Below are 24,189 nucleotides of genomic sequence, written 5' to 3' on the forward strand. Positions count from 1 at the left end.
TAGCCACCGCTAATACAATGCCAGCTCCCGTAGAACACAGGTGGCATATGCACCTGCAGGTAAGTTAAACGATAATTTTGCAACAGAATCTGTAATAGCAAATTGACATTGCTCCACATGAAGGATATTAGAACGCCAGGCTTCTTCCAGACCATGCTGCTGCAATCCAGCCAACCAGGAACCCCACTGTGCATACACCTCATTAATCCGCTCTAACGCCTGTCCTTTGACCAGATTTTTTCCTTTGCCAGGCAAGGGACTGGCAGGAGAAACGTCTCGTTCTGTAACACGATGTAATAGATTCTCATCCACTTCATCAATAACAAAAATGCTGTTTGAACCGCTGAGCTGCATCACATCCCCAGGTTGGGGTACATTCCAGCTCAAATCGAGTACTCGCTGAGACAAAATCAGGTTATAAAGCCATGAACGGGCAGCAGAGCAATATATCCCCTTTAAAAATCGGTCTTTGACTTTTCGTCCCTGCACAAGCAACTCCTCTGCTCTGAGTAAATTTCCACCCTCACGACCAAAGCGTTGCTCCCCAAAGTAATTAGGAACACCCGTTTTTTTTATCAGCTCTACTCTGTCGATTAAATCCTGTTGGTCAGTAATATCCCTTAATGTCAGGACAAAATGATTTCCCGTTAAAAATCCTGGTCTCAATTTTTTATGATGACGTGTGCACTCCATAACACGCCATCCTGGCGCTGCAAGTGTTTCTATGCCGGGAATATGTTCTCCAGGAGCATGAATACTCAACCACTGTGTTGCTAAAGCCTGCCTGTCTTTTAAACCCGCATAACTGATTAGTTTTGTTGGTTTATTAATCAATCGTCCCAAAGACTTAACCACCTCTTCCGTAGTAAGCCCCTTTTTTTCTATATGAATCAGAATATGCTCGCCTTCTCCACTAAATTCACCGGCAAAATATTCATTAACCTGAAAATCATCGGGAGTCAATTTAAAGCTGACCGTTGATTTGGGGGTGCCATGAATGCGTGGCCAGTCGAGAGAATACATAGACAAATTCCTTGGAACAGGGTAGCCGGTTCAAAACGGTTTGAACACAGACACTACGAATGAGTGAGCATAAAAAAGGCGGCAAGTATAGCATGATTAGTGGATGCGATTAAATCGGGATCAAGGCATCAAGCAGGTCTGTCCCGTTTTTATCAGGTCGTTTTTAATCCCCGAACAGGCACATCCATATGGTACACATAGTGATTAATTATTTGCTCAGCCTGCTCTTTGGTTAAAGGCTTTGTAATGGCTCCTTCCATAAAATACTGTTTACAATCGTATTTTATGACTTCTGCCTGGTATCCCGTCAAAGCAATAATAGGAACATGGAAGTCGGTGTTTTTTTCCATGTTGCGTAACTGCTTGGCAACAACATATCCTGAGGTGTCTTCCAAGCCAATATCCATCAAGACCAAATCATATTTACCGGGGTTAAAAAGTTTTAATGCTTTATCGCCAGTATCAGCGATGTCTACCTGACAATTCAACGCTGTTAACAGAGCCTTTTCTACATTTTGTGCGATTAAATTGTCTTCTATCATTAATACATTTGGTAAGGTATTTTTGGGAATTACCTTGTTGGCTTTTGTTGCTTTTTTTGCCTGACTTTCGTGCTTTTGTTCCTGAATTTTGAATGCACTGATGTCGGTGAGTACTACGACCAATCCAATCACTTTTTTATGTTCATCAAAAATGGGAACACGATTGGATTTAAAATAAAATTGCTTTTGACTTTGGTTAACAACGGGTTTTTCTTCGACGTTATAACGTGATTCTCCCGTGAATATGGCGTTCATGTCATTAAGCTTAAACGTTTCAACACACTCATCCTTCCAATGCGCCATTTTTTTCATTTGCGCATAGGGCGTACCTTTAAAATCACGCAGTTCACTCAAACCCAGCAATTGCACAAATCGTTTGTTGCATCCTAACAAATTGCAATCTACATCTATCCAATAAACGCTATCAGGAATGCAATTCATAATACTCATATAGTAGTGATGAATTTTCTCTAAATTTTCTGGGGTTCCTTTCTTATGATTCCAAAACATGGGCGCACTCCCGTATTGCATATAACCCAAATTATAGTACATGTTGCATTGTTTTGTTTCGGACAAAATAAGGCGCTGATGCGGTGCTTTTCTGCACCAATTAAGAAAAAATATGCGATTAATTTGGGCTCAGGCAGGTGATCAAATCACATCATGAAATAAAATTAAATCCAGTAATGACTTCAAAGTCGGCATGAATCAAGTTAACATAAGACATTAAACCCTACCTAAAAAGCCTATGAGAACATCTCATTTTCTTGATCATTTTATCACTGAAGTAGACACAGCGCTTCGCACCCTGCTTCCACCACCCAAGAGAGTGTCATCCAGACCTTCACCAGCAGCATGGATCAAAGAAGCAGACATTTCGTCTCAAGATATAAAACACATTACCGGCTTGATGCGAGTCAATCACTCAGGGGAAGTGTGTGCCCAGGCCTTGTATCAAGGGCAAGCCCTTACAGCCCAATTGTCTCATGTTAAAGAACAAATGGCTCAGGCAGCAATTGAAGAAACAGATCATCTGGCCTGGTGCGAGGAGCGCTTGTCCGAATTGGGCTCTAAACCCAGTGTCTTAAATCCATTGTGGTATTGTGGCTCAATGTTGCTTGGTGCGCTTGCCGGAATAGCAGGAGATAAAATCAGCCTGGGGTTTGTTGTCGAAACGGAAAAGCAAGTATCAGCACATTTACAACAACACATCCAACGTCTGCCCAGACAGGATGAAAAATCCAGATTGATACTGGAACAAATGCAACACGACGAAGAGCATCATGCAGCGGTTGCTAAAGAAGCAGGGGCAACGGAACTTCCCTACCCAGTCAAACAATTAATGAGCATTGTTTCAAAGCTTATGACCAAGAGCAGCTACTACATATAAACAAGGACAAGTTAACTATGGATTTCAATACCTTATTCATTCTCTTCGTGATTGGCATGGCCTTTGTTTTTGAATTCATCAATGGATTTCATGATGCAGCAAACTCTATAGCAACTATAGTTACTACGGGGGTACTTACACCCAGACAAGCAGTATTATGGGCTGCTTTCTTCAATTTTATCGCCTTCCTTGTTTTTAACCTTACCGTCGCCAAAACAATAGGAAACGGCCTGATTGAACCCAACCTGGTGAATGCGCCTTTTATTCTTGCCGCATTAATCGGGGCAATATTCTGGAATCTGGTTACCTGGTATTACGGATTGCCATCAAGTTCTTCACATGCTCTAATTGGTGGTTTAGCAGGAGCCGCTTTAGCCAAAGGCGGTATTTCCTCACTGAAAATAGCTGGATTTACCAAGGTAGCTATAGGTATTTTTATTTCGCCCATTCTGGGATTACTCATTGGGTATTTTCTAACTTATCTGTTAACTAATCTGTTCAAACATCAAAACGAACAACGTCTCAACAAATGGTTTAAAGGGTTGCAATTATGCTCTTCTGCCTTACTGAGTCTGACTCACGGGGGCAATGATGCCCAAAAAACAATGGGAATCATTGCGATTCTCCTGTTTACTTCATCATGGATTAGCGGAGAGTTTTACGTGCCATTTTGGGTGGTCATCTCCTGTCATCTCGTCATTGCTTTGGGAACCCTGGCAGGCGGTTGGCGTATTGTTCATACTATGGGAACTAAAATAACCAAATTAACTACGCTAAAAGGCTGTGCAGCTGAAACTGGCGCCGCTCTTACTATTTTTGCAGCTACAGAATGCGGTGTTCCAGTATCCACAACTCATATTGTTACTGGCTCTATAGGAGGGGTGGGGTTAATTAGTGGCCTTTATGAAACTCATTGGCATATGTTAAGACGAATATTTTTTTCCTGGCTGCTCACCATACCTGCGGCAGCTGTGGTTGCTGCCGCAATAATGTTGACCTGCGTCTAGTGCATTACTCAGCCGCACCAGACTCGTTGATTTGCAAGGAACTGTTTTTGCGGCTGAACGCAAAATAAACAACCAAACCCACCACCATCCACACAGCAAACCGGATGAGAGTAATCGTAGGTAAATTGATGATCAAATACAAACAGCTGAGTATGCCTAAAATAGGCACCACAGGCATACCAGGGGTTTTATAAGGTCTGTGCATATCAGGCTGCGTTTTTCGCAAATATAAAACACCCCCGCAAACAATAATAAACGCAAATAAAGTACCAATATTTACTAATTCAGCTAAAGTAGTAATCGGTGTAACGGCGGAGAATAACGCCATCAGAATACCGCACAATCCGATGATACGAACTGGCGTTTTGGTTTTAACGTTTGTTTTAGCAAATACTCTGGGTAATAAGCCATCTCGTGACATCGCTAAAAACACCCGGGTTAATCCATAAAACAAAACAAGCATTACGGTAGTTAATCCAGCTATAGCACCAACACCAACCAAACCTGCCGCTGTCTTATGCCCCAAAACCAATAATGAATGGCTGATGGGTGACGATACATCAAGCGTTGAATAATGCGCAATCGCCGTTAATAGACCTGAAACGATAATGTACAAAACCGTACAAATTAGCAAGGAGCCAATAATGCCTTTGGGTAAATCACGCTGAGGATTTATCGCTTCTTCTGCTGCAGTCGAAACGGCATCAAAACCAACGTAAGCAAAAAATATCAACGAAGCACCTTTCATTACACCTGCCCAGCCAAAGGGCATAAAAGGCGACCAATTTTCTGCTTTAACCTCAGTTGATGCAATCGCTATAAAAATAAGGATCACGGCTAATTTGGTTAATACCATAAGATTATTAAAACGAGTACTGGACTTTACACCCATAATCAATAAGGCAGTCAAAGCGGCAATTACAGAAAAAGACAATACGTTAAAAACCCCGCCATCTTCCGGTCCATGCAGTAAATGATTCGGTATGTGTATTTTTAAGGCAGAGAGAAAATCGTTGGCATAACCGCTCCACCCCACCGAAACAGCAGAGACTGAAATGGAATATTCTAACAATAAATCCCAGCCAACGATCCAGGCAAGTAATTCGCCAAATCCGGCATAAGCATAGCCATAAGCACTTCCACACCCGCCAATAGAAGCAGCAAGCTCTGCATAAGACAATGCCGCAAAGGCACAGGCAAATCCTGCAACCACATAAGACAAAACAACGGCAGGACCTGCCTGAGTAGCAGCAACAATACCTGTTAAAATGAAAATACCGGCACCGATAATAGCACCCACGCCCAAGAACGTCAGATCAAATGCGGTAAGGCATTTGGCTAAGTGGGTTTCGTTGTCTAACGAATCACCAATATCTTTTTTGCGAAACAAGTCCATGATAGTATGCTCTCAGATTGATGACATTTTTATTCCAACGCACTGATTCGTGCGCACGAAATATCATGTCCGGTTAATGTCCTTTTAACAAAACACGTTCTCTAGTTTACTCTAACACTAATTTAAGGCTGGGAGAAACCCCAAAAAGGTTAAAAGTTGAATGAAAAGAATAAGTTCCAGCATCTTGATGGCATTCTCTTTAACCTTGAATGCCACACCCCAGACCCCGGATAACAGCTGCACCCGCTGGATCTCCTTTTTAAAACCGGTATGTCACCGTCTTCATCAAGTTTGGACAGAAGGGAATACCGAACTCTATTTTTCCGGTTATGCCTGGCATAATCGCTACACCTACAGTCGACAAAAAATCGCCTCTTACAACGAAGCGGCGCTAGGCGGCGGGCTTGGAAAAGGGTTCTTTGACGAGAAGGGTAACTGGCATGGATTATTTGCTATTGCGTTTCTTGACTCTCATAGTGACTGGGAGCCTGCTGCAGGATATGCCTATTTAAAAATTGCCACCCTAAACAAGGATCTAAAAGCAGGTATAGGCTATTCCATCTTACTTACAGCGCGTTCGGATATTAACAATTATTTGCCTTTCCCTGGCATTCTCCCCTGGGCATCCGTTTTTTATAAAAAATTTGCGGTAGCCACTACATATATTCCCGGATTTAATAATAATGGCAATGTATTATTTGTTATAGGTAAATATACTTTTTAATTCATTCCGCACTGATCTGAACAGGAATTTCATCGGTAAAAGTATTGCAACACCCAGGCCATCTTGCTAGTCTCTGAGTGAATTTTTAACCAATGTAACAAGGAGATTGTAACATGATGTTCAAATCAAAGCTGGCGACTTTTGTTAGCGCTTTAGTTCTTGCCGGCTCTGTGTTCGCCGCCCAAGATAAGCCGGAAAAATGCCCTGGCATGGCAGCGTTGCAAGCAGAAGGGATGACCAATGCGGCCGAGATTATTGAAGGCTTATATTTAACGTTCAATTTAAGTCATTACGATACCCCATCAACCTGGGTATTCGTCATGGGGCCTATTGATGCCAATTCAGAGGACGTTTCTCTGAGACACAGCAATGAAATTCTTGCGAGCATGTCAGGTACATCAACTCCTGAAGATGATGGCGAAGGAAGCTGGTTGTGCGAATATCAAACCCGTGCACCAGGCGTTTCGGCTTTTGCCATTCTGGCAGACGACATGATCTCGCCATTAAAAATGGCTCGATACCTCAGAAAAACCCGCTAAGACTCAAAGTAAGTACGGAAGCACTCTGTGCTTCCGTCAATTTCAATCGATTGTACTGTTCAACCGGCAAATTGCGGCATAACCAGTTTAAAACAGTGATGAATTTTATGATTTCTTTTAAAATCGAGATCTATAGTCTGGCTACTGATATCCTGTATGGCGTATTTTTCTTGCAGCACAGGATCGAGCTTAAACTGACGGAAATTCGTAGAAAAATACAAGACGCCATCGGGATTCAATAAACGCATAGCCGAGTTGATTAGCGCAACATGATCGCGTTGAATATCTAATGTATCGGCCATTCGTTTCGAATTTGAAAAACTGGGAGGATCCAAAAAAATAACATCAAATCGTTCTCGTGTTGTTTTTAACCACTCCCGACAATCAAACGCAATAAACTGGTGTTTTTTTAGATCAAGCTGATTTAATTTAAAATTATCTTGCGCCCATTTTAAATAAGTATTGGATAAATCTACATTTGTGGTAACTGCTCCGGCTAATGCCGCATGGACACTGGCACTGGCGGTATAACAAAAGCAATTAAGAAATCGGGTTCCAGGTTTTAATTCAGAAAAACGCAATCGCAACGGTCTATGATCTAAAAATAATCCGGTATCAAGATAATCATAAAGATTGACAATAAGTTTGGCTCTACCTTCAGTCACCGTCATGGTATGCTGTGTTTTGTCCATTTTTTGATACTGCTCACTGCCTTTTTGTTGCCTGCGTTGTTTTACTACTAACTTCCCCGGATCCAACCCTAAAGCTCGAGGAACAACTTGCATCACATCCAAACTTCTTTTTTCAGCTTTTTGCACAGGTATAGACGATGGTGCAGCATATTCTTGCAATACGGCATAATCATTATAAATATCAATGGCATACGCATACTCTGGCAAATCAGCATCATAAATCCGGTAACAGGAAATTCCATTTTTTTTCGCCCATTTTTGGAGGTGATTGCGGTTTTTTTCCAGTCTATTCAGTAACATTTGCGCATTAGGCGATAATGTACTTGATTGCGTACCTTTAAGCTCATTATCCGCAGTAATATCAAAACAATACAACTTACATTCCAAAGGACCGTTGAACAAGGTATATTGCTTACCCGCTCGCAGACCTATAGCCTTGGCAAGCACCGGATTAAGAGTAAGCACTGCCGCCTTCCATCCTTGATAATGTTGGTGCAGTGTAGTACCCAATTGTTGGTAAAGAGGAACAAGCGAAGTCGTGTCACCCAAACGTTCTCCATAGGGAGGGTTACACACAACCAAACCGGCCTTGTTCTTAGGCCTTGAATCGCTCATGGATTGAACGTTAAATGCGACCAAAGGCAAGACACCTGCTCGCTCTGCATTAGCTTGTGCCAAGGCAATGAGTTTGCTGTCACTATCTGAACCAGTGAGTTTAACCGTTAACGGTTTGACCTGCTCTAAAGCGTGCATCCGTATTTTTTCCCAAAGAGACTCTTGATGCGAAACCCAGTATTGTAAGGAGTGATCCTGCCGCAACAAGCCCGGTGCAATATGCGCCGCCATCATCGCCGCTTCTATGACCAATGTTCCCGAACCACAAAAAGGATCGTGCAAGCCATAACCTTTCGCCGCTAACTCAGGCCATTTTGCTCGAATCAACAGTGCAGCGGCTACGTTTTCCTTAAGTGGAGCCGCCCCTGCCTTAGTACGATAACCTCGTTGATGCAAACTGTATCCGGTTAAATCAAAACTTACGGTTAATACCTCATTTTTTAAATGAGCATGAATGCGAATTTGCGGTTTTTCTTTATCAACATTAGGTCTTGAGCCGTTTAAACGGCGAAAATGGTCAACTATTCCATCTTTAACCACCTGAGCACCATACATGGTATTACGAATTTGTGCGGATGCACCATGAAACTCTATGGCTATAGTTTTATCATGAGTAAAAACCGTCTGCCAATGAAAGCCAGAGCACAGTTGCAGTAAACCTTGTTCATTGGCCACATGACCGCTGAACAAAACCAACTGAATTCTGTTGGCTATACGCGACCACAAACACATCTGATAGATAACAGGCAAAGTTGCTTCACCGTAAACCCCTTGTGGACTTACCCGGGTGATGCGCAACCCTAAAGCCTTAAGCTCTTCTTCCAGCAGATATTCAAGCCCTCTGGGGCAACTGACAAACAAGGAATAATTCATGATATTGAAGTCCTTAAAAACCGAAAAAGAGCTTTTGCTGCCCCGGTATTTTTTTCTTGCGCATGATCATCAGCTGCTTTTTTAATCAATTGTCTAAGGTGTTGCACGTCTTGTGGATGATACTGATTGACGAACTCGGTTAAAGCGTCTTTACCTTCATGAATTAACTTATTGCGCCACTGCTCAATTTCATGAAAATTAGCGGTAATGGCGCTGTCTTCTTCGAGAATTTGTTCGTATGCTTCAAGTATTGCCTCATAATCAGCAGCACGCATCAACTTTCCGATTAACTGTGCCTGACGCCTTTTAGCACCATGACTCTTAATCAATTTTGCGTCCATAATTGCCTTGCGCAAATTATCGGTAAGAGGCAAGGTATCAAGCTTTGCCACGCTTAGCTCGATGAATTTAACGCCGGTTTTTTGTAAAAAATCGGCTTCTCTTTTTTTCTGTGATTTACTGACTTGTTCATCCATAGTATGCACTATTATCTAAAAAATTGTGCTGATTATACTGTATATGCCTAAATCTTGATACTGGCATGCAGCCAATAGTGGAGCGACAGAGAATAAGTACCAGCAAAAAAACATACACCCTTACTCAGCTGCGACTAGAGCACCTGTTGCTGTTGCTGACTTAGGACAGGAACGAGAACGAAAAAAAGTATGGCCAATAGCGATCAGATTATAAATCAATATAAATAATAACAAGGTATGTAACCAGGAAATGGTTAATTGCGTAAAAACAGGAATAGTTATCATCACCCCAACACAACCTGAAAGACTTAAAATCAATGTTTTCTTGAGGGGAATTTTATTTTGTTGCAAAAAAACCAAAGTAGTAAGCGGTTGCTGCATGGCACCAGCAGTCGTCATTATTGGAAAAGCAACAACAGGAGAAATATTCATGACAAATAAAACACCCTGAACCATGACAAACAAACCTATGCCTACGGAAGTTAAAGCACCGCAAACGACCATAGCTAAAAATCCAATAAAAAGTTTCCACGAATGCAAAGCAATCAAGTCACCGCCAACCGGCAACAAACGAAATTGATGGGAAATTAGCAGCGCTATAATCAAAGAAAAGGAGCACATCATCGCCATGCGAATGGCCTGTTTACTCAGTTGGCTGACCACAAAACCACCTAATAAACCACCGATACATGTTCCCGCAACCAAGGTTAGTAAAGTGGTTAAATCAACATCAACCAAATGCATAAAAAAAAGAGATTCTATAGCTCCTGGAATGACCTGAGCGCCATTATTAACCGCAGGCAGTTCATCATCCCGAAAAGTACCTAATACCTTAGCCAAAGCAACATTGACTGCAAAACTGCCCACTCCCAGAGTATCGGCAATAAAAGCAATGATTCCGCTCACAGTAAGCTTGATGTATTGGGTTATGGATAAAGGGATTGCCGGCTCTTTGCGTAGTTTGATTACCATCACTGCGACACAGAACAAAGTCAAGATTAATATGCCTATGGTAATAAAAGAAAAAGCCATTCTGTTCTCAACACAAAATTAAAAATTATTCCTGATGGATGACGCCCAAAATACCGACTCAAATTTTAATCCTGTCGAATTTCAGGGTGATTCAGTGCGGAGGATTATATACTAATTTACGTGTTCGGCAAACAACATTTAGATTAAAAAAAATTCTTAGTGCATGATGTAAGTACATGTGACGTCTGCAAGGGCAGCGAATATCATGCAATCGCAACAGTAACTGGAAAATAAAAACCCGCTATTTCTTTACGCTCGAATTAGCACTACTATAAGACGTCAGTTCAGCAAAAAATGACTGACAAAAAAGCCATAGAGGAATACACGCAATTAAACCAGGGATGCATTAACCAATGAACTACTTTAAACAAGGCCTGATAACATTAGTGGGATTACTGTCCTGTCTTTCCACAGCTTTTGCCGGACCCGTAGCCTTATTCCTGCACAAACATTTAGAAGACAAACAGCCACAATTAATAGACCAGTCCATAAAAACATTAAAATTCACACAACGAATGGATCACAATCATCCGGAATCAGGAACCTTTACGCAACGCTTTTATCTTGATGAAACCTTTGGTCCTAAAGCAAATGATCCTGTCTTTTTTTATATTTGCGGTGAATCTGAATGCACAAAACGCTCCTTAAACGGTGCAATCAGGACGTATGCCAAAAAACATCATGCCAAGCTTGTTGCTTTGGAACATCGTTATTATGGCGAAAGTCTGCCACTGAACAGCTATTCAACGCAAGATTTGCGCTTTTTATCCACAGAAATCGCTTTGGATGATTTGGCTTATTTCCAGCGTCAAATAAGCAAAATGCGCAACTGGAATGGTACCTGGATAGCATTTGGCGGCTCTTATCCCGGATCATTATCGGCATATTATCGCTTGAAGTTTCCTTATCTGGTGGCGGGATCGCTTGCCTCATCGGCTCCAGTGATGGCTAAAGAAGATTTTTATGAATACGATGCCCACGTAACACAAGTAGCAGGCCCTGAGTGCGCCCAACTGATGCGCTCTGTTGTCCACAAGGCAGAAGAAGCATTGGGTGATGCCAATAAACTCCAGGAAATAAAAGACTTGTTTGTGGCTACCGAAGTAGAAGACCCTGTTGATTTCCTCTATCTTATAGCCGACACAGGTGCTGCCGCAATTCAGTACGGCATGCGCAATGAATTATGTAAGGCATTATCAACCAGCAAAACACCCCTAATAGGCTATTCTGATTTTGCCAAAAAATTGTATAAAACCATGGGCGTTTCTGCTGTAGAAATGACCGCTCAAGGCGCTGTAAGTGAAAATCCTGCGGATTATAAAAATGGAATAGGAATGAGGCAATGGTACTATCAATCCTGTACTGAATACGGTTATTGGCAAAATGCTCATTCGGATGAATCACTATCCACTCGCTCTTCCTTGATCAATCTGGATTATCACCGAAGCATTTGCCAACGACTGTTTGGTTTAAGCAAACCGGCAAATACCAGCGAACTCAATAAGTCATTCTATTTTCCTTTGCAAAACGATTTGGTATCCAATATCTATTTTACAAATGGCGACAATGATCCCTGGTCTGTGCTGTCGCTTTCGGAATTAAACGGCAACGCCGAGAACTTAAAATTAACTTATTACCTGATCGAGGGGGCAGCACATTGTGAGGATTTACATAGTCCTTCTGCCTCAGATTCAGAATCATTAACTCACGCCCGCACTCTGATGAATTCGTTAATAGAACAATGGCTTAAGAAAAAAGCAACACGCACCTGATATTGTGTTGCAAAGCAAAAGGATGTAATGCGTTGCCGGGTACCCCTGTTAAATAACCCATGCAACGCATTATTTCATTGTTAACCGCTAACAGGTTCTGTTAAACGAAGTCCGCTTGATGTGCTAGAATAGGCATCACTACTTGTGAGGTGAATATGAACGGCTTTAGCAAATCCCTATTCTCTATAGTCTTACTCATGGCCTTGGCTGCCCCTGGGTATACAGAAGTCTTTTTTAAGGACATTCAAGGCCAGAGCACGTCCTTTAGCGAGCTAAAAGGAAAATGGGTATTAATTAACTATTGGGCTGGCTGGTGTCAAAGCTGCCTGGATGAAATACCCGAATTTAATCGTTTTTATCAGCAACATAAGCAAGATCCTGTCGCCTTATATGCGGTCAATTTTGATGGATTGCCGGCTTTAGAGCAAAGAAATTTAATAAGACGTTTTAATATTAGTTATCCCAGCTTAATCAGCGATCCGGCAGCAGACCTGCGCCTGGGTGACATAACGGGTGTTCCTGTAACCTTTATCTTCAATCCCAAAGGGCAATTGGTAAAAACATTATACGGTGGCCAATCCGCTGAGACCTTAAACAAAGTGATTGCGGAACATTAATATTTTTCTCTCAAGAAAAAAGGCGTTGTTTTTGATTTGCAGTAATTCTGATTTTCAATTCCCAATCGCCCTCTGCGTTAATCGACTCTGAAATGACAGAACCTAACTGATACAATTGCGCACGCAATTTAGCTTGTGTGCTTTTAATTATGACGTCTTCGATAAGCACACAACCATACAATTGTGCGGCTATAGCTTCTTTTAATAAATCCAAACCTTGCCCAGTAGCTGCAGAAAGCCAGACTTTACAAGCCCCCTCATTGAGGTCCATTTTAGGAGCCCATCCTTCCTGTACGTCAATTTTATTAAAGACTTGAATTAGCGGAATATCACTAACTCCCAATTCATCCAATACCTTTTGCACCGCAAAAACGGTATCTCGCCAATGCGGATCAGAAATATCAATAACGTGGATTAATAAATTGGCTTGTTGTGTTTCCTCTAAAGTCGCACGAAAAGCTTCCACAAGATGATGAGGCAAATCACGAATAAAGCCTACCGTATCCGCCAGAATTACTGGCATAGAACCAGGCAGTTCCAATTTACGCATGGTGGGATCAAGAGTTGCAAATAACTGATTTGCGGCATAAATGCTTTCTCCGGTCAACGCATTAAACAGCGTTGATTTACCAGCATTGGTATATCCTACCAAAGAAACCGTTGCCATATCGGCCTTTTTTCTGGCTTGACGGTTTTGATCCCGACTGCAACGAACCTTTTCAAGCCTATTATTGATGTACCTAATGCGTTCACGTAACAAACGTCGGTCTGTTTCTAATTGAGTTTCACCTGGGCCACGTAATCCAATTCCACCCTTTTGCCGCTCCAAATGAGTCCAACCACGAACAAGACGAGTAGATAAATGCTGCAACTGAGCAAGCTCAACTTGAAGTTTGCCCTCAAAAGTTCGAGCTCTTTGAGCGAAAATATCGAGAATTAATCCGCTTCGATCGACAACACGGCACTCAAATAAGCGTTCAAGATTACGTTCCTGTGAGGGAGACAGCTCATGATTGACCAGAACCAGATCGGCATCCAAAGCCTTAACTAACTCGCATACTTCCTCAGCTTTTCCCTTACCCAAATAGTATTTCGCATCAGGTGTAGCACGAGTTCCCACAACACAATCAATGAGCTCAGCATGTGCTGAAAGAGCCAGCTCTCTAAATTCAGCCAGGGCTTTTTCAGCATCAACGCCAGGAAGCGCTAATTGTACCAGTATTGCTCGCTCACCACCTTGCGGACGTTCAAACACAGCTTATTCCATCACGTTTAAAATGGCTTAGTCTGCCACAGTTCCCTCTTCCTCGCCAGAGCTATCCATAGCGGGTATTTTCACCATACGAGAAGGCACAACTGTAGAGATGGCATGTTTGTAGACCATTTGCGTAATGGAATTTTTTAACATGACGACGTATTGATCAAAGGAATCCACCACGCCATGCAGTTTAATCCCATTAACCAAAAATACAGAAACAGGAACCTTTTCTTTACGTAATTCGTTTAGGAAGGGATCTTGTAACAGATGATTCTTAGACATTGCCTACTCCTTGTTGTTATTGTAGTTTTTAAAGGCAAAAACAGGTATCTATTTACTTTTTCGACTGGTGCTAATAAAACTTTAGCTCTGTTTTTTGGAAATGGGCAAATAAACTTTAGTTTAATTTCATGACAGGGTAATATGAATCCGCTAATATAAGGCCTCGCCTGATTACCGCAAACAACCATCATCAGCTTTAGCTGAACTTATAAGGAGATTGACATGGGATACACTCTGGAAATAATTAAAACCTTGGCTGAGCAACAGAAAAGATTAAACGAACTATCAGCTGAAGAAAAAAAAGAGTTCGCTACTCGTTTGGTTATGGACTGCCCCCCAGCTAAATTAAAAAGCTTTCGCAGTGTTGTCGAATCAGCAAGAGATCTAAACTCTGGAGAACCATCGTTATATTCCCTATTATCAGAAGCATATGAGGTAAAAAACCGCATTTACGCCTTGTTAGATCCACGAAATAAAAATCCCCATAGCTTACTTATAGGCAGCGAATTTAACCTGGATTTATTCAATAATTACAGAGATCTGGCTTCCGAAGTACTTAGTACTATCGAAAGGGATATTGCCATGCGGCTTGCCGAAACCACACCTGAAAAAAATCGCAATCAGGTAGCAATCAATGTGAACAGGGCTTTTCCCGATACGCTTTTTGCAGCAAAAGTAGCACAAGCTTTTGTCTTAAAGCGAGATATAGACAGGCTGCTTCTTGGCAGTGAACCTTATAAATTTTTTACCAGCAGAGATTACAATCTGGATTCATGCCATGAATTTCCTAAGCTCTTCGCTATTACTCGAGAAAAAGAAACGTCCATTGCCACTCAACTTGCCTTGACTACACCTCCAGACCTGATTGGTTCTATTGCTCGTAATATGCAAACACTGGTTCCGGGACATAAAGAGTTGGCAGAAAAAGTAAACGCTGCTTTTATGCTAAAAAATAACATCCAATTACTTCTTGGCGAAAGGCCAGAGGCTTTTTTCTCCAGCCGTGATTTTAGCCTGGGACTTTGTCATGAATTTGCCCCTTTATTCTCAGTTTATTTAAAGGGTCATGAACAGAGTATTGGGGAAAAACTGTCTTCGCTGGAAGCCTCTAAATTGTCTGAAATTTGTCACAAACTGGAACAAATTAACGGCAAAGCACACGATCAAACCAATCCTTTTCGTTTAATTGCTGAAGCAATAAAGCCAAAACAACAGAGTATGGAACCTCAGACATCCTCTGCCTATTCATCTGAATGCCAACCAGCGTCATCTGTTGCCGAAAATCCCCATCTGATGTTTCAATCCGGCTTGAGAAGAAGGGGTTCTGAGCCAACCGCACCTCAACCCATTTTAGATTATGACAGTGACTCAGACGCTAAAAGTGACACCTGTTTCAACAGAATGTGTGGTTTATTTAAGTAAAAGACTATTGTTTACGTCCTTACCCAGTAAGGACGTCTTTACATCATTTTTACCGAATTGAGTATCCATAAAATCACGGACCGTGCTAGTATTTTTTATTCATTCATCATTTTATTGTATTCACCTAATAAAAAATATCACCATACACAGGAATGCTAATGGCAAAAAATACATTAAAGGTAGGACTGGTTCAGGAGCGATGGCATGAACACGCCAAAGAACATCAAGACAGTCTGGCTTCTGGAATATACGCTGCGGCACAACAAGGTGCTGCAGTGGTGTGTTTGCAAGAACTCACATTAAGCCCCTATTTTTGTACTCGTTCAGACGTGGACGCAACACCCTTTATGGAGGATCTTTACACCGGTCCAACAGCGCAATTTGTCAGTCAAATGGCTAAAGCACATAAGGTGTGCATCACCGCATCACTTTTTGAAAAAGCGGGTTATAACACCGCCGTTGCATTCAACAATCAAGGCGAACTGATAGCCTCTACCCGCAAACAACACATTCCCAGTGGAGAAAAATATCACGAAGATTATTATTTTAAACCAGGAGATTCCAATTATCCGGTGCACACCATAGCAGGACACCAGTTCGGCTTACCTACATGCTATGATCAGTGGTTTCCCGAATTATCACGAATCTACGGCTTAAAAGGTACAGAAATACTGGTTTATCCAACGGCTATAGGCGGCGAGCCTACTGCCCCAGGCTTTGACAGTCAGCCCATGTGGCAAAAAGTAATGGTAGCTCAGGGCATCATGAGCAATAACTTTATCATCGCAGTCAACCGAATTGGGTGTGAAGATGGTTTGCAGTTTTATGGCAGCAGTTTCATTAGTACCCCTATGGGTGAAATTTTAGCTCAGGCACCTCGTAACGAGCCAGCAGTACTTGTTGCAGAGCTTGATTTGAGTCAACGTCAATTATGGGGAAGATTATTTCCCTTTGCCATGCAAAGAGAACCATGGACTTATCAGGAATTAGTCAAGCCCCGCAACCCAACAGGAACACGATAATGAACAGCACCATCCAATCAGATGATAACTTATATAATATTAAACATTGGGGTGATGGTTATTTTAACATTAATGCCAAGGGCAACATCGAAATCAGCAAAAACCCGGAACAACAAGGGGTTGAATTACAGGCTATAGTCAATGCGGCTGAACGAGCAGGATTACACTTACCCTTATTAATTCGTTGTAGTGATATCTTGCATGATCGAGTGCGCCGAATATACCAGGCGTTTGCCGAGGCACAAAAGGACACTGAATATACGGGATCTTATCAGTTGGTTTATCCTATAAAAGTCAATCAGGAGCACAGCGTAGTTCGTGAATTACTCAAATCACCTTCTAATGCCATAGGATTGGAAGCAGGATCAAAACCGGAACTGATGGCGGTGATTGGTATGCTGGGCGATAAGCCAGGAACTATAGTGTGTAATGGTTATAAAGACAGCTGCTACATCAGAACAGCTCTCATCGCCCAACAAATGGGGCATAAGGTTCATCTTGTTATTGAAAAAAATTCCGAACTGGAAATTATTCTGACTGAATCAGCTCGACTCAAGGTGAAACCCTCCCTGGGGATACGCATCCGTTTAGTCAGTAAAAGTGCGGGAAAATGGGAAAATACCGGGGGAGCAAAATCGAAATTTGGCTTAAATGCAAAGCAAGTGCTTGAATTGATCACCCAATTAAAATCTCACGATTTACTCGACTGCCTGCAGTTAATGCACTGTCATTTAGGATCTCAAATTGCCAATATTCATGATATTCGCCATTGCATGCAGGAAGTAGCTCGTTATTATGTTGAGTTACGCAAGCTTAATGCCCCCATCAGTACGGTTGATGTAGGAGGCGGTTTGAGCGTTGATTATGAGGGCACTCATGCCAATAAAGGGTGTTCCATGAATTACAGCCTGAACGAATACGCCACCCACATCCTTTTGGCCATAAAACATTTATGTCAGGATACAGATATTCCCGAGCCTAATATTATCTCCGAATCAGGGCGTGCTCTGACAGCACATCATGCGGTGTTAATATCCAATATCACCGATATAGAAGTCATTAAAAAAGCCCCCGTACTTCCCGAAATTTCAGAAGAAGACTCCCATGTTATCCTGGATATTTACGACACGTATCAATCACTGACCGACAGCTCACCAACTGAAATATACAATTACGCCGAACACTCCTTGCATGAAGCCCATTCATTATTCAAGCATGGGGTCATCAGTTTGCAGGAAAAAGCAAAGGTAGAGGCATTTTATACTAACATTTGTATGGAATTAAAAGACAGGCTGGATGAAGCAAATCCTGCCGAACATTCCTTATTAACGATGATAAACGAACGAATGGCGGCTAAAATCTTTTGTAATATCTCTTTTTTTCAATCCATACCTGATGCCTGGGCAATAGATCAGATTTTTCCAGTAGCGCCTATCTCTCAGCTCAATGTAAAACCAAGCATGCACAGCATCCTCCAGGATTTAACCTGTGATTCAGATGGCACGATAAAATATTATCCGGGTCAATCTTGTGTTACAACTACATTGATGCTCCCACCTTACTCTACCGACAACCCATATTGTATCGGTTTTTTTCTGGTCGGCGCATACCAGGAAATATTAGGCAATCTGCATAATCTTTTTGGTGATACTAACTCGTTAGACGTAAAACTCTTTGGTAATGGTCAATTTGAACTTGAAGATTTGGTCAATGGCGACACCGTTACCAATGTATTAAATTTAGCCCATTTCGATACCAAAAAACTGATTCAGTCTTATGAAAAACAATTGATTCAAGCGGAATTACCAAAAGAACACATCTTGTCTTATTTAAATGAGCTAAGAAGTATTTTTTCTCAACTTACCTATCTTGATGGACGGTCTACACAGTGATGACACCAAAAACTCCCAAACAAGCAGGATATTTTATGCCGGCAGAATGGCATCCGCACCAAAGGTGCTGGATGGCCTGGCCTTGCCATGAGTCCACCTGGGAAAAAGTAGGATTAGAACGAGCACGAATCGCTTACGCCAAAGTAGCTCAGGCTATAGCGCATTACGAGCCGGTCACCATGCTGGTTAATCCTGGAGATGAAACGTCCGCTAAAGCATTATGTGATGAATCCGTATCACTGCTAACTCACCCCATTAACGATTCGTGGACCCGTGATACTGGGGCAACTTTTTTATTAAATAGCGAACAACAACTTGCTGGAGTAGACTGGATTCATAACGCTTGGGGTGGGAATTACGTTGACTGTGCTCTGGATAATAAAATTGCGTCGTTTATCATTACTGCAACTAATGCTCATTATTTTCATGCACCTTTAGTAATGGAAGGCGGTTCTTTTCATGTAGATGGAGAAGGAACCCTATTAACCAGTCGTGAATGTCTGCTTCATCCCAATCGGAACCCGCAATTATCACAACATCAAATTGAACATTTTTTAAAAGAATATTTAGGGAGCGAACACATCATTTGGCTCAACAAAGGCCTGATAGGTGATGAAACTGATGGACATATTGATGAAATTGCAACGTTCATTGCGCCAGGAAAAGTACTGTGCCTCATTACTAAAGACAAATCCGATCCCAATTACGCACTCCTACAAGAAAATAAGGACCTGCTAGAAGCAGCGACTGACGCCAAGGGACGACGATTAGAAGTCTATACGGTAGAACAACCACCGGCTACTTATTTGGCAGGAGAAAGGCTCACGCTATCCTACATTAATTTTTATTTAGCGAATAAAGGGGTAGTCATGCCTGCCTTTGGTTATAAAGATTATGACCAGGCAGCCTATAAAATCTTTGCCCAACTCTTTCCTGAACGAAAAATAACCCAAATAAATGCTCTGGACGTTTTCGCAGGCGGGGGTGGAATACATTGTATTACCCAACAACAACCGTTATCTAAAAACACACTAAAATAAATTCCTTTAAATCACGGGGGTCAATACATCTACCCCCGGAGATTCATTTATTCGTAAGAATAAGACTCCTTAATAGAGAGATGCGTAAGGTGAGTTAAAAAGATCGATCTTCCAAAACTTGTAAGGATTCCCCTGTTAGAATGAATTTCTGTACTAGATAAAAAGACTGGTTTGAATTTGGCATAACATCATTCAAATTAAATGACCAGAAGAAAATACTTCCTATTCTTTGAGAAATTTCTTACAAATCCTTGCTCTATCTACCCAATGATTCTATCTGCCAAAAGGTTATACTAAAAGCTCATAGGGATGACATGGATATGTCTGACAGGATGTCAACTCAAGGGACCAGTACAACGGACGTACTTCGCCGCAAGGATGCGGCACTTTAATTCGCACAGGACATCAAGGCAAATCTCTATTCATTTACTCCAGCCGCACATAACTCTTCCATCACTTTATTTAATAAAGGGCCAACCTTATCACTCGAATAGTAATCAGCACGTAGAAATCCGTTATAAGCCAGCTTTTTAGCCAGATTATTATCCTCTATTAACCGCTCCAATCCCTGAGCCAAACTCACTGGATCTGCAGGAGGTACCATAATAGCGCACTCAGTATCACCCACTATTTCCATGGGACCCGATATTTGCGTCAGTACCATAGGTAGGGAATACATCATACTTTCAACAACAACCAAACCAAATGACTCTTTTAACGAGGGATGACAGAATATATCCAGACTGTTATAAAATTTCTGTTTGTCTTCTATCCAACCCAGCAAAGTTACATCGTTTTGTAAACCACGATCACGCAGCATTTTGAGGTATTGTTTTTTTTGTTTCCCATCGCCAGCGATTTTTGCTTTAAATAAAATACCTTTTTGTTTTAATAAAGCCAAAGCATCAATAAAGACATCCAGTCCCTTGAGTTCTGAAAACCTGGCACTAGCGCCTATGGTCGGTACGGCTGATGACTGGGGTTCTCTATAAATCAGATTATTAGGAACACTGACCATATTGGGGACAGTATATATTTTTTTTTCCGGTTCCCCATAAGACATGATTTCCTGATACATAGTCTCTGTGATGGCAATTATCGCATCTGACGCATTTAATAATTCTGGATAAGATTCTATAGTATGACAAACGGCTATTTTAGGTACCCTGGTTTTGGTTTTATCAAACAATAGCGCCGCTCTTTTCGTATGGGTAATAATGCAGGATGGCTTTATTCTCGAGATGAGCTGACGTAAACGATACACTGCCAGGAAGTCATTTCGCCCATAACTGAATAGTGTTTGAACCTGTGTTCCAGTGCAGGATTTTTTTATTTGTGACCAAGGGTGAATAACAGGGATAATTTCATGACCAAAAGAGTGCAAGACCTCTGTATAATTTAAAAAAACCTGTTCAACTCCTCCATTCACTTTGGAGAACATGGCATTGATAATTTTCATTACTGTCCAAAATACAAGAAAGTAAAATTAAGTAATTTAAATAATGTTCATCTTGACGGATATGTTGATTGTTGAAGAGCCAAACAAGTCTATCAAAAAATTCTGATTATTAACTGATGTAACCCAGAATAGTTTTTTTCGGTTGAAAAGCAAACAATTCTTTTCAACCGAATCCGGGACTAAATATCAATATTTTCAGCATCAAGAGCATTAGACTCGATAAAGTCTCTACGAGGCTCAACATTGTCACCCATCAATGTGGTAAATATCTCGTCTGCTGCAACAGCATCTTCAATACTCACCTGTAACATACGTCTGACTTCAGGATCCATGGTCGTTTCCCAAAGTTGCTCTGGGTTCATTTCTCCAAGTCCCTTATAACGCTGAATGGTTTGTCCTCTTTTTGCTTCCTCCATCAACCAGTTCAAGGCTTGTTCAAAATGCTCAACTGGCAATGTTTTATCTGCTCGTTTGATGTAAGAGCCTTCATCAATAAGACTACCTAATCGAGCGCCTAAGTTGACCATTTCCTTGTAATCTTTGGAATAGAAAAATTCAGCATTCATCGGTACATAATGATCCATTCCATGCTGGGTTATCGTAATTTGCGGAATATACTGATTGGTCTCATCCAGGGTATGGACAGCGACTGAATACTGTTCTGTTTTGCTATCCACTTGTTGCAAGCTATGATGCAACTGATTGCACCACTGGCTTATCTTATCATGATGGTTAAAATCTTCATTTTGTAACACAGGTAGATAAGCAACACGTTTTAAAATATCAGCAGGATATCTGCGTTTATAACGCTTAATTATTTTCTCAACTCGCCTGAACTGCTGCACCAACTCTTCCAGAGCCTGGGCTGTAATCGCAGGAGCATCTTTAGAAGGATAAAACGCAGCCCCATCCAAAGCACTTTGGGTTAAATAATCAAATAAAGCCTCATCATCTTTTACATATTGCTCTTGTTTTCCTCTTTTAACTTTGTATAAAGGAGGCTGAGCAATATAAATATACCCTCTTTCCAACAATTCTCTGGTTTGTCTGTAAAAGAAGGTAAGTAAAAGGGTTCGAATATGGGAACCATCAACGTCAGCATCAGTCATAATAATAATGCGGTGATAACGAACTTTATCAGGATCGTACTCATCAGGACCAATTCCGCAGCCCAGCGCAGTAATTAAAGTAGCGACTTCCTGAGACGCAAGCATTTTATCAAAACGTGCTTTTTCCACATTTAAAATTTTACCTTTCAAAGGAAGTATTGCCTGAAATTTTCGATCTCGGCCTTGTTTTGCTGAGCCACCCGCAGAGTCACCCTCAACGAGATACAATTCTGATAATGCCGGGTCTTTTTCTTGACAGTCTGCTAATTTACCTGGCAAGCCAGCAATATCAAGCGCACCCTTTCTTCGAGTCATTTCCCGAGCTCGACGAGCTGCTTCTCTGGCTCGAGCCGCATCAATTATTTTGCCTACTATCGCTTTGGCAGCAGCAGGATTTTCAAGAAGAAAATCATTAAATCGCTCTGCCACACTTGATTCTACTGCTGATTTAACCTCTGAGGAAACCAGCTTGTCTTTGGTTTGTGATGAGAACTTTGGATCAGGAACCTTAACAGATAATACGGCAGTTAATCCCTCACGAGCATCATCACCAGTAGGTGATACCTTTGCCTTTTTAGCGTATCCTTCATTCTCAATGTAATTATTCAAGGTACGAGTTAGTGCGGCTCTAAAACCAGCCATATGCGTACCGCCGTCACGCTGAGGAATATTATTAGTAAAACAAAAAAGCGTTTCCTGGTAAGAATCATTCCATTGCATAGACAGCTCAACCACAATTCCATCTTTTTCTGCAGTCATAGAAAATACTGCTGGAAAAATAGGGGTTTTGTTTTTGTTCAAATGCTCAACGAATGCTTTAATCCCCCCTTCATAATGAAAGGTATCTTGTCTTTGAGTACGCTCATCAAACAAGTGAATGCACACTCCCGAGTTCAAATAAGATAATTCTCTTAATCGTTTTGCCAAAATATCGTAATGAAACTCTATATTGCTAAAGGTTTCAGCACTTGGCTTAAACCAGATTTGTGTTCCAGTAGTTGAAGAATCACCGGTTTCAGCTATGGGTGCATCAGGAACACCGTGCCTGTAATGTTGCTCGTGAATTTTACCGTGTCTGCGCACCAGTAAATGCAGCTCTTCTGATAAAGCATTAACAACAGATACCCCTACCCCATGCAAACCACCAGAAACTTTATACGAATTATCGTCAAACTTTCCACCAGCATGTAATATAGTAAGAATCACTTCGGCAGCAGATCGTCCCTCTTCTTTATGAATATCTACGGGAATACCACGGCCATCATCTTTAACCGTAATGGATTCATCTGTGTGAATGGTTACGAATATTTCCTTGCAATGTCCTGCAAGCGCCTCATCTATAGAATTATCAACGACTTCAAAAACCATATGATGAAGGCCTGTACCATCATCGGTATCACCTATATACATACCCGGTCTTTTTCGTACTGCGTCCAAACCTTTTAGAACTTTAATATTATTTGAATCATAACTGGCATCAACGCTCATCAGGAACCCTCTTTGCCGAATTGTGGTATTACGAATCTTCCGATTATACCATCTTTTAGATTGAGTTTATATGTTGCTGTCTAATATCTCCCTACCCAAAAATGCACTCAATGAATAAGTGTCTATACCCAATATTTAGGGTGTCCTTACCCTTGCTCTTTTTTTTTATGAAAAAAATCTATCATTGTAAAAAGTAAAAAGCCTGGAGAAATTCAGAATAACAGTTCTCTCCCATTACTCTTCTTTGTATCGTTCAGACCTAATTTCCAACCAATATCCAGTAGAGTGACATGTTCACTTGCGGCTCACTTGGCCATACGATTGAAGTAAGGTATCAGTCAGCAAATCAAGTACTTGTCCATGAGGTTAAGGTGGTGAGGTGCATTTCTTCAAATTGAAACGCTTTGGTTTTGAGCATGCATACAAAACATGTTCCACGTGAAACATTAAATTCGCAGCGAGTTTTTGAACGAAATAGCTTTTTAAATGCATGTGCTTTATTTAAGAAAGCATGAAGTA

Annotated in this window: 20 protein-coding genes; 10 read left to right on the forward strand and 10 right to left on the reverse strand. The window is 41.3% G+C overall.

Going from position 1 to position 24,189, the window contains the following annotated elements; genetic code table 11:
* Positions 1–9: 9 nt before the first annotated feature.
* Both truD and Lwor_RS05940 read right to left on the reverse strand, forming a co-directional pair.
* Positions 10–1,023, reverse strand: a complete 1,014-nt coding sequence (truD, locus tag Lwor_RS05935; RefSeq protein ID WP_058492988.1) for a tRNA pseudouridine(13) synthase TruD — start codon at positions 1,021–1,023, stop codon at positions 10–12.
* A gap of 152 nt (positions 1,024–1,175) precedes the next feature.
* Entirely contained in the window at positions 1,176–2,075 is a 900-nt protein-coding gene (locus Lwor_RS05940; RefSeq protein ID WP_058492989.1) for a response regulator, read from the reverse strand.
* A gap of 238 nt (positions 2,076–2,313) precedes the next feature.
* On the opposite strand from Lwor_RS05940, the gene coq7 reads away from it, so the two are divergent.
* Together coq7 and Lwor_RS05950 are read left to right on the forward strand one after the other, a co-directional pair.
* Positions 2,314–2,955, forward strand: a complete 642-nt coding sequence (gene coq7, locus Lwor_RS05945; protein WP_058492990.1) for a 2-polyprenyl-3-methyl-6-methoxy-1,4-benzoquinone monooxygenase — start codon at positions 2,314–2,316, stop codon at positions 2,953–2,955.
* Between the two features lie 17 nt (positions 2,956–2,972).
* Complete coding sequence (locus tag Lwor_RS05950; protein ID WP_058492991.1) at positions 2,973–3,962, forward strand: inorganic phosphate transporter; 990 nt, start codon at positions 2,973–2,975, stop codon at positions 3,960–3,962.
* A gap of 4 nt (positions 3,963–3,966) precedes the next feature.
* Here the strand turns inward: Lwor_RS05950 and Lwor_RS05955 are convergent, their stop codons facing one another.
* Positions 3,967–5,358 carry an amino acid permease gene (locus tag Lwor_RS05955; RefSeq protein WP_058492992.1) on the reverse strand — a complete coding sequence of 464 codons (1,392 nt, stop codon included), beginning with the start codon at positions 5,356–5,358 and terminating at the stop codon, positions 3,967–3,969.
* Between the two features lie 160 nt (positions 5,359–5,518).
* Between Lwor_RS05955 and pagP the strand changes: the two genes are divergently transcribed.
* Together pagP and Lwor_RS05965 are read left to right on the forward strand one after the other, a co-directional pair.
* Positions 5,519–6,082, forward strand: a complete 564-nt coding sequence (gene pagP / locus Lwor_RS05960) for a lipid IV(A) palmitoyltransferase PagP (RefSeq protein ID WP_058492993.1) — start codon at positions 5,519–5,521, stop codon at positions 6,080–6,082.
* Positions 6,083–6,195: 113 nt separating this feature from the next.
* Positions 6,196–6,621: a DUF4949 domain-containing protein gene (locus Lwor_RS05965; RefSeq protein WP_058492994.1), complete on the forward strand. Its 426-nt coding sequence runs from the start codon at positions 6,196–6,198 to the stop codon at positions 6,619–6,621.
* A 59-nt stretch (positions 6,622–6,680) separates the two neighbouring features.
* Here Lwor_RS05965 and rlmKL read toward each other — a convergent pair whose 3' ends face one another.
* The 3 genes from rlmKL to Lwor_RS05980 form a co-directional block, all read right to left on the reverse strand.
* Positions 6,681–8,801, reverse strand: a complete 2,121-nt coding sequence (gene rlmKL / locus Lwor_RS05970) for a bifunctional 23S rRNA (guanine(2069)-N(7))-methyltransferase RlmK/23S rRNA (guanine(2445)-N(2))-methyltransferase RlmL (protein ID WP_058492995.1) — start codon at positions 8,799–8,801, stop codon at positions 6,681–6,683.
* Positions 8,798–9,277, reverse strand: a complete 480-nt coding sequence (gene yjgA / locus Lwor_RS05975) for a ribosome biogenesis factor YjgA (protein WP_058492996.1) — start codon at positions 9,275–9,277, stop codon at positions 8,798–8,800. Before yjgA ends, rlmKL begins: the two co-directional genes overlap by 4 nt.
* 120 nt (positions 9,278–9,397) lie before the next feature.
* Positions 9,398–10,309 (reverse strand): hypothetical protein, encoded by a 912-nt coding sequence (locus Lwor_RS05980; RefSeq protein WP_058492997.1) that lies wholly within the window; start codon positions 10,307–10,309, stop codon positions 9,398–9,400.
* Positions 10,310–10,662: 353 nt separating this feature from the next.
* On the opposite strand from Lwor_RS05980, the gene Lwor_RS05985 reads away from it, so the two are divergent.
* Both Lwor_RS05985 and Lwor_RS05990 read left to right on the forward strand, forming a co-directional pair.
* Positions 10,663–12,081 (forward strand): S28 family serine protease, encoded by a 1,419-nt coding sequence (locus Lwor_RS05985; protein WP_058492998.1) that lies wholly within the window; start codon positions 10,663–10,665, stop codon positions 12,079–12,081.
* Positions 12,082–12,236: 155 nt separating this feature from the next.
* Positions 12,237–12,698 (forward strand): TlpA disulfide reductase family protein, encoded by a 462-nt coding sequence (locus Lwor_RS05990; RefSeq protein ID WP_058492999.1) that lies wholly within the window; start codon positions 12,237–12,239, stop codon positions 12,696–12,698.
* A gap of 10 nt (positions 12,699–12,708) precedes the next feature.
* On the opposite strand, the gene hflX is transcribed toward Lwor_RS05990, so the two are convergent.
* Together hflX and hfq are read right to left on the reverse strand one after the other, a co-directional pair.
* On the reverse strand, positions 12,709–13,953 hold the full coding sequence (gene hflX, locus Lwor_RS05995) for a ribosome rescue GTPase HflX (protein ID WP_058493000.1): 1,245 nt from the start codon (positions 13,951–13,953) through the stop codon (positions 12,709–12,711).
* Positions 13,954–13,980: 27 nt separating this feature from the next.
* Positions 13,981–14,238, reverse strand: a complete 258-nt coding sequence (gene hfq / locus Lwor_RS06000) for an RNA chaperone Hfq (protein WP_058493001.1) — start codon at positions 14,236–14,238, stop codon at positions 13,981–13,983.
* Between the two features lie 222 nt (positions 14,239–14,460).
* Between hfq and Lwor_RS06005 the strand changes: the two genes are divergently transcribed.
* The 4 genes from Lwor_RS06005 (at position 14,461) to Lwor_RS06020 (ending at position 19,614) form a co-directional block, all read left to right on the forward strand.
* A complete protein-coding gene (locus tag Lwor_RS06005) occupies positions 14,461–15,660 on the forward strand; it encodes a hypothetical protein (protein WP_058493002.1) in 1,200 nt (399 codons plus the stop codon).
* Between the two features lie 158 nt (positions 15,661–15,818).
* On the forward strand, positions 15,819–16,682 hold the full coding sequence (locus Lwor_RS06010; protein ID WP_058493003.1) for a nitrilase-related carbon-nitrogen hydrolase: 864 nt from the start codon (positions 15,819–15,821) through the stop codon (positions 16,680–16,682).
* Positions 16,682–18,574 (forward strand): biosynthetic arginine decarboxylase, encoded by a 1,893-nt coding sequence (gene speA, locus Lwor_RS06015; protein WP_058493004.1) that lies wholly within the window; start codon positions 16,682–16,684, stop codon positions 18,572–18,574. Before Lwor_RS06010 ends, speA begins: the two co-directional genes overlap by 1 nt.
* Entirely contained in the window at positions 18,574–19,614 is a 1,041-nt protein-coding gene (locus Lwor_RS06020; protein ID WP_058493005.1) for an agmatine deiminase family protein, read from the forward strand. The genes speA and Lwor_RS06020 overlap by 1 nt, the downstream gene beginning before the upstream one ends.
* A gap of 418 nt (positions 19,615–20,032) precedes the next feature.
* On the opposite strand, the gene Lwor_RS06025 is transcribed toward Lwor_RS06020, so the two are convergent.
* Together Lwor_RS06025 and gyrB are read right to left on the reverse strand one after the other, a co-directional pair.
* Entirely contained in the window at positions 20,033–21,073 is a 1,041-nt protein-coding gene (locus Lwor_RS06025) for a glycosyltransferase family 4 protein (RefSeq protein ID WP_058493006.1), read from the reverse strand.
* Between the two features lie 179 nt (positions 21,074–21,252).
* Complete coding sequence (gene gyrB / locus Lwor_RS06030; protein WP_058493007.1) at positions 21,253–23,670, reverse strand: DNA topoisomerase (ATP-hydrolyzing) subunit B; 2,418 nt, start codon at positions 23,668–23,670, stop codon at positions 21,253–21,255.
* Positions 23,671–24,189: the final 519 nt, after the last annotated feature.

It is taken from the genome of Legionella worsleiensis, from assembly GCF_001467535.1.
Classification (GTDB): domain Bacteria; phylum Pseudomonadota; class Gammaproteobacteria; order Legionellales; family Legionellaceae; genus Legionella; species Legionella worsleiensis.

Coding starts and splice junctions, on each gene's coding strand:
- truD (WP_058492988.1), bottom strand. CDS start 1,023: ATGTATTCTCTCGACTGGCCACGCATTCATGGCACCCCCAAATCAACG.
- Lwor_RS05940 (WP_058492989.1), bottom strand. CDS start 2,075: ATGTTTTGGAATCATAAGAAAGGAACCCCAGAAAATTTAGAGAAAATT.
- coq7 (WP_058492990.1), top strand. CDS start 2,314: ATGAGAACATCTCATTTTCTTGATCATTTTATCACTGAAGTAGACACA.
- Lwor_RS05950 (WP_058492991.1), top strand. CDS start 2,973: ATGGATTTCAATACCTTATTCATTCTCTTCGTGATTGGCATGGCCTTT.
- Lwor_RS05955 (WP_058492992.1), bottom strand. CDS start 5,358: ATGGACTTGTTTCGCAAAAAAGATATTGGTGATTCGTTAGACAACGAA.
- pagP (WP_058492993.1), top strand. CDS start 5,519: ATGAAAAGAATAAGTTCCAGCATCTTGATGGCATTCTCTTTAACCTTG.
- Lwor_RS05965 (WP_058492994.1), top strand. CDS start 6,196: ATGATGTTCAAATCAAAGCTGGCGACTTTTGTTAGCGCTTTAGTTCTT.
- rlmKL (WP_058492995.1), bottom strand. CDS start 8,801: ATGAATTATTCCTTGTTTGTCAGTTGCCCCAGAGGGCTTGAATATCTG.
- yjgA (WP_058492996.1), bottom strand. CDS start 9,277: ATGGATGAACAAGTCAGTAAATCACAGAAAAAAAGAGAAGCCGATTTT.
- Lwor_RS05980 (WP_058492997.1), bottom strand. CDS start 10,309: ATGGCTTTTTCTTTTATTACCATAGGCATATTAATCTTGACTTTGTTC.
- Lwor_RS05985 (WP_058492998.1), top strand. CDS start 10,663: ATGAACTACTTTAAACAAGGCCTGATAACATTAGTGGGATTACTGTCC.
- Lwor_RS05990 (WP_058492999.1), top strand. CDS start 12,237: ATGAACGGCTTTAGCAAATCCCTATTCTCTATAGTCTTACTCATGGCC.
- hfq (WP_058493001.1), bottom strand. CDS start 14,238: ATGTCTAAGAATCATCTGTTACAAGATCCCTTCCTAAACGAATTACGT.
- Lwor_RS06005 (WP_058493002.1), top strand. CDS start 14,461: ATGGGATACACTCTGGAAATAATTAAAACCTTGGCTGAGCAACAGAAA.
- Lwor_RS06010 (WP_058493003.1), top strand. CDS start 15,819: ATGGCAAAAAATACATTAAAGGTAGGACTGGTTCAGGAGCGATGGCAT.
- speA (WP_058493004.1), top strand. CDS start 16,682: ATGAACAGCACCATCCAATCAGATGATAACTTATATAATATTAAACAT.
- Lwor_RS06020 (WP_058493005.1), top strand. CDS start 18,574: ATGACACCAAAAACTCCCAAACAAGCAGGATATTTTATGCCGGCAGAA.
- Lwor_RS06025 (WP_058493006.1), bottom strand. CDS start 21,073: ATGAAAATTATCAATGCCATGTTCTCCAAAGTGAATGGAGGAGTTGAA.
- gyrB (WP_058493007.1), bottom strand. CDS start 23,670: ATGAGCGTTGATGCCAGTTATGATTCAAATAATATTAAAGTTCTAAAA.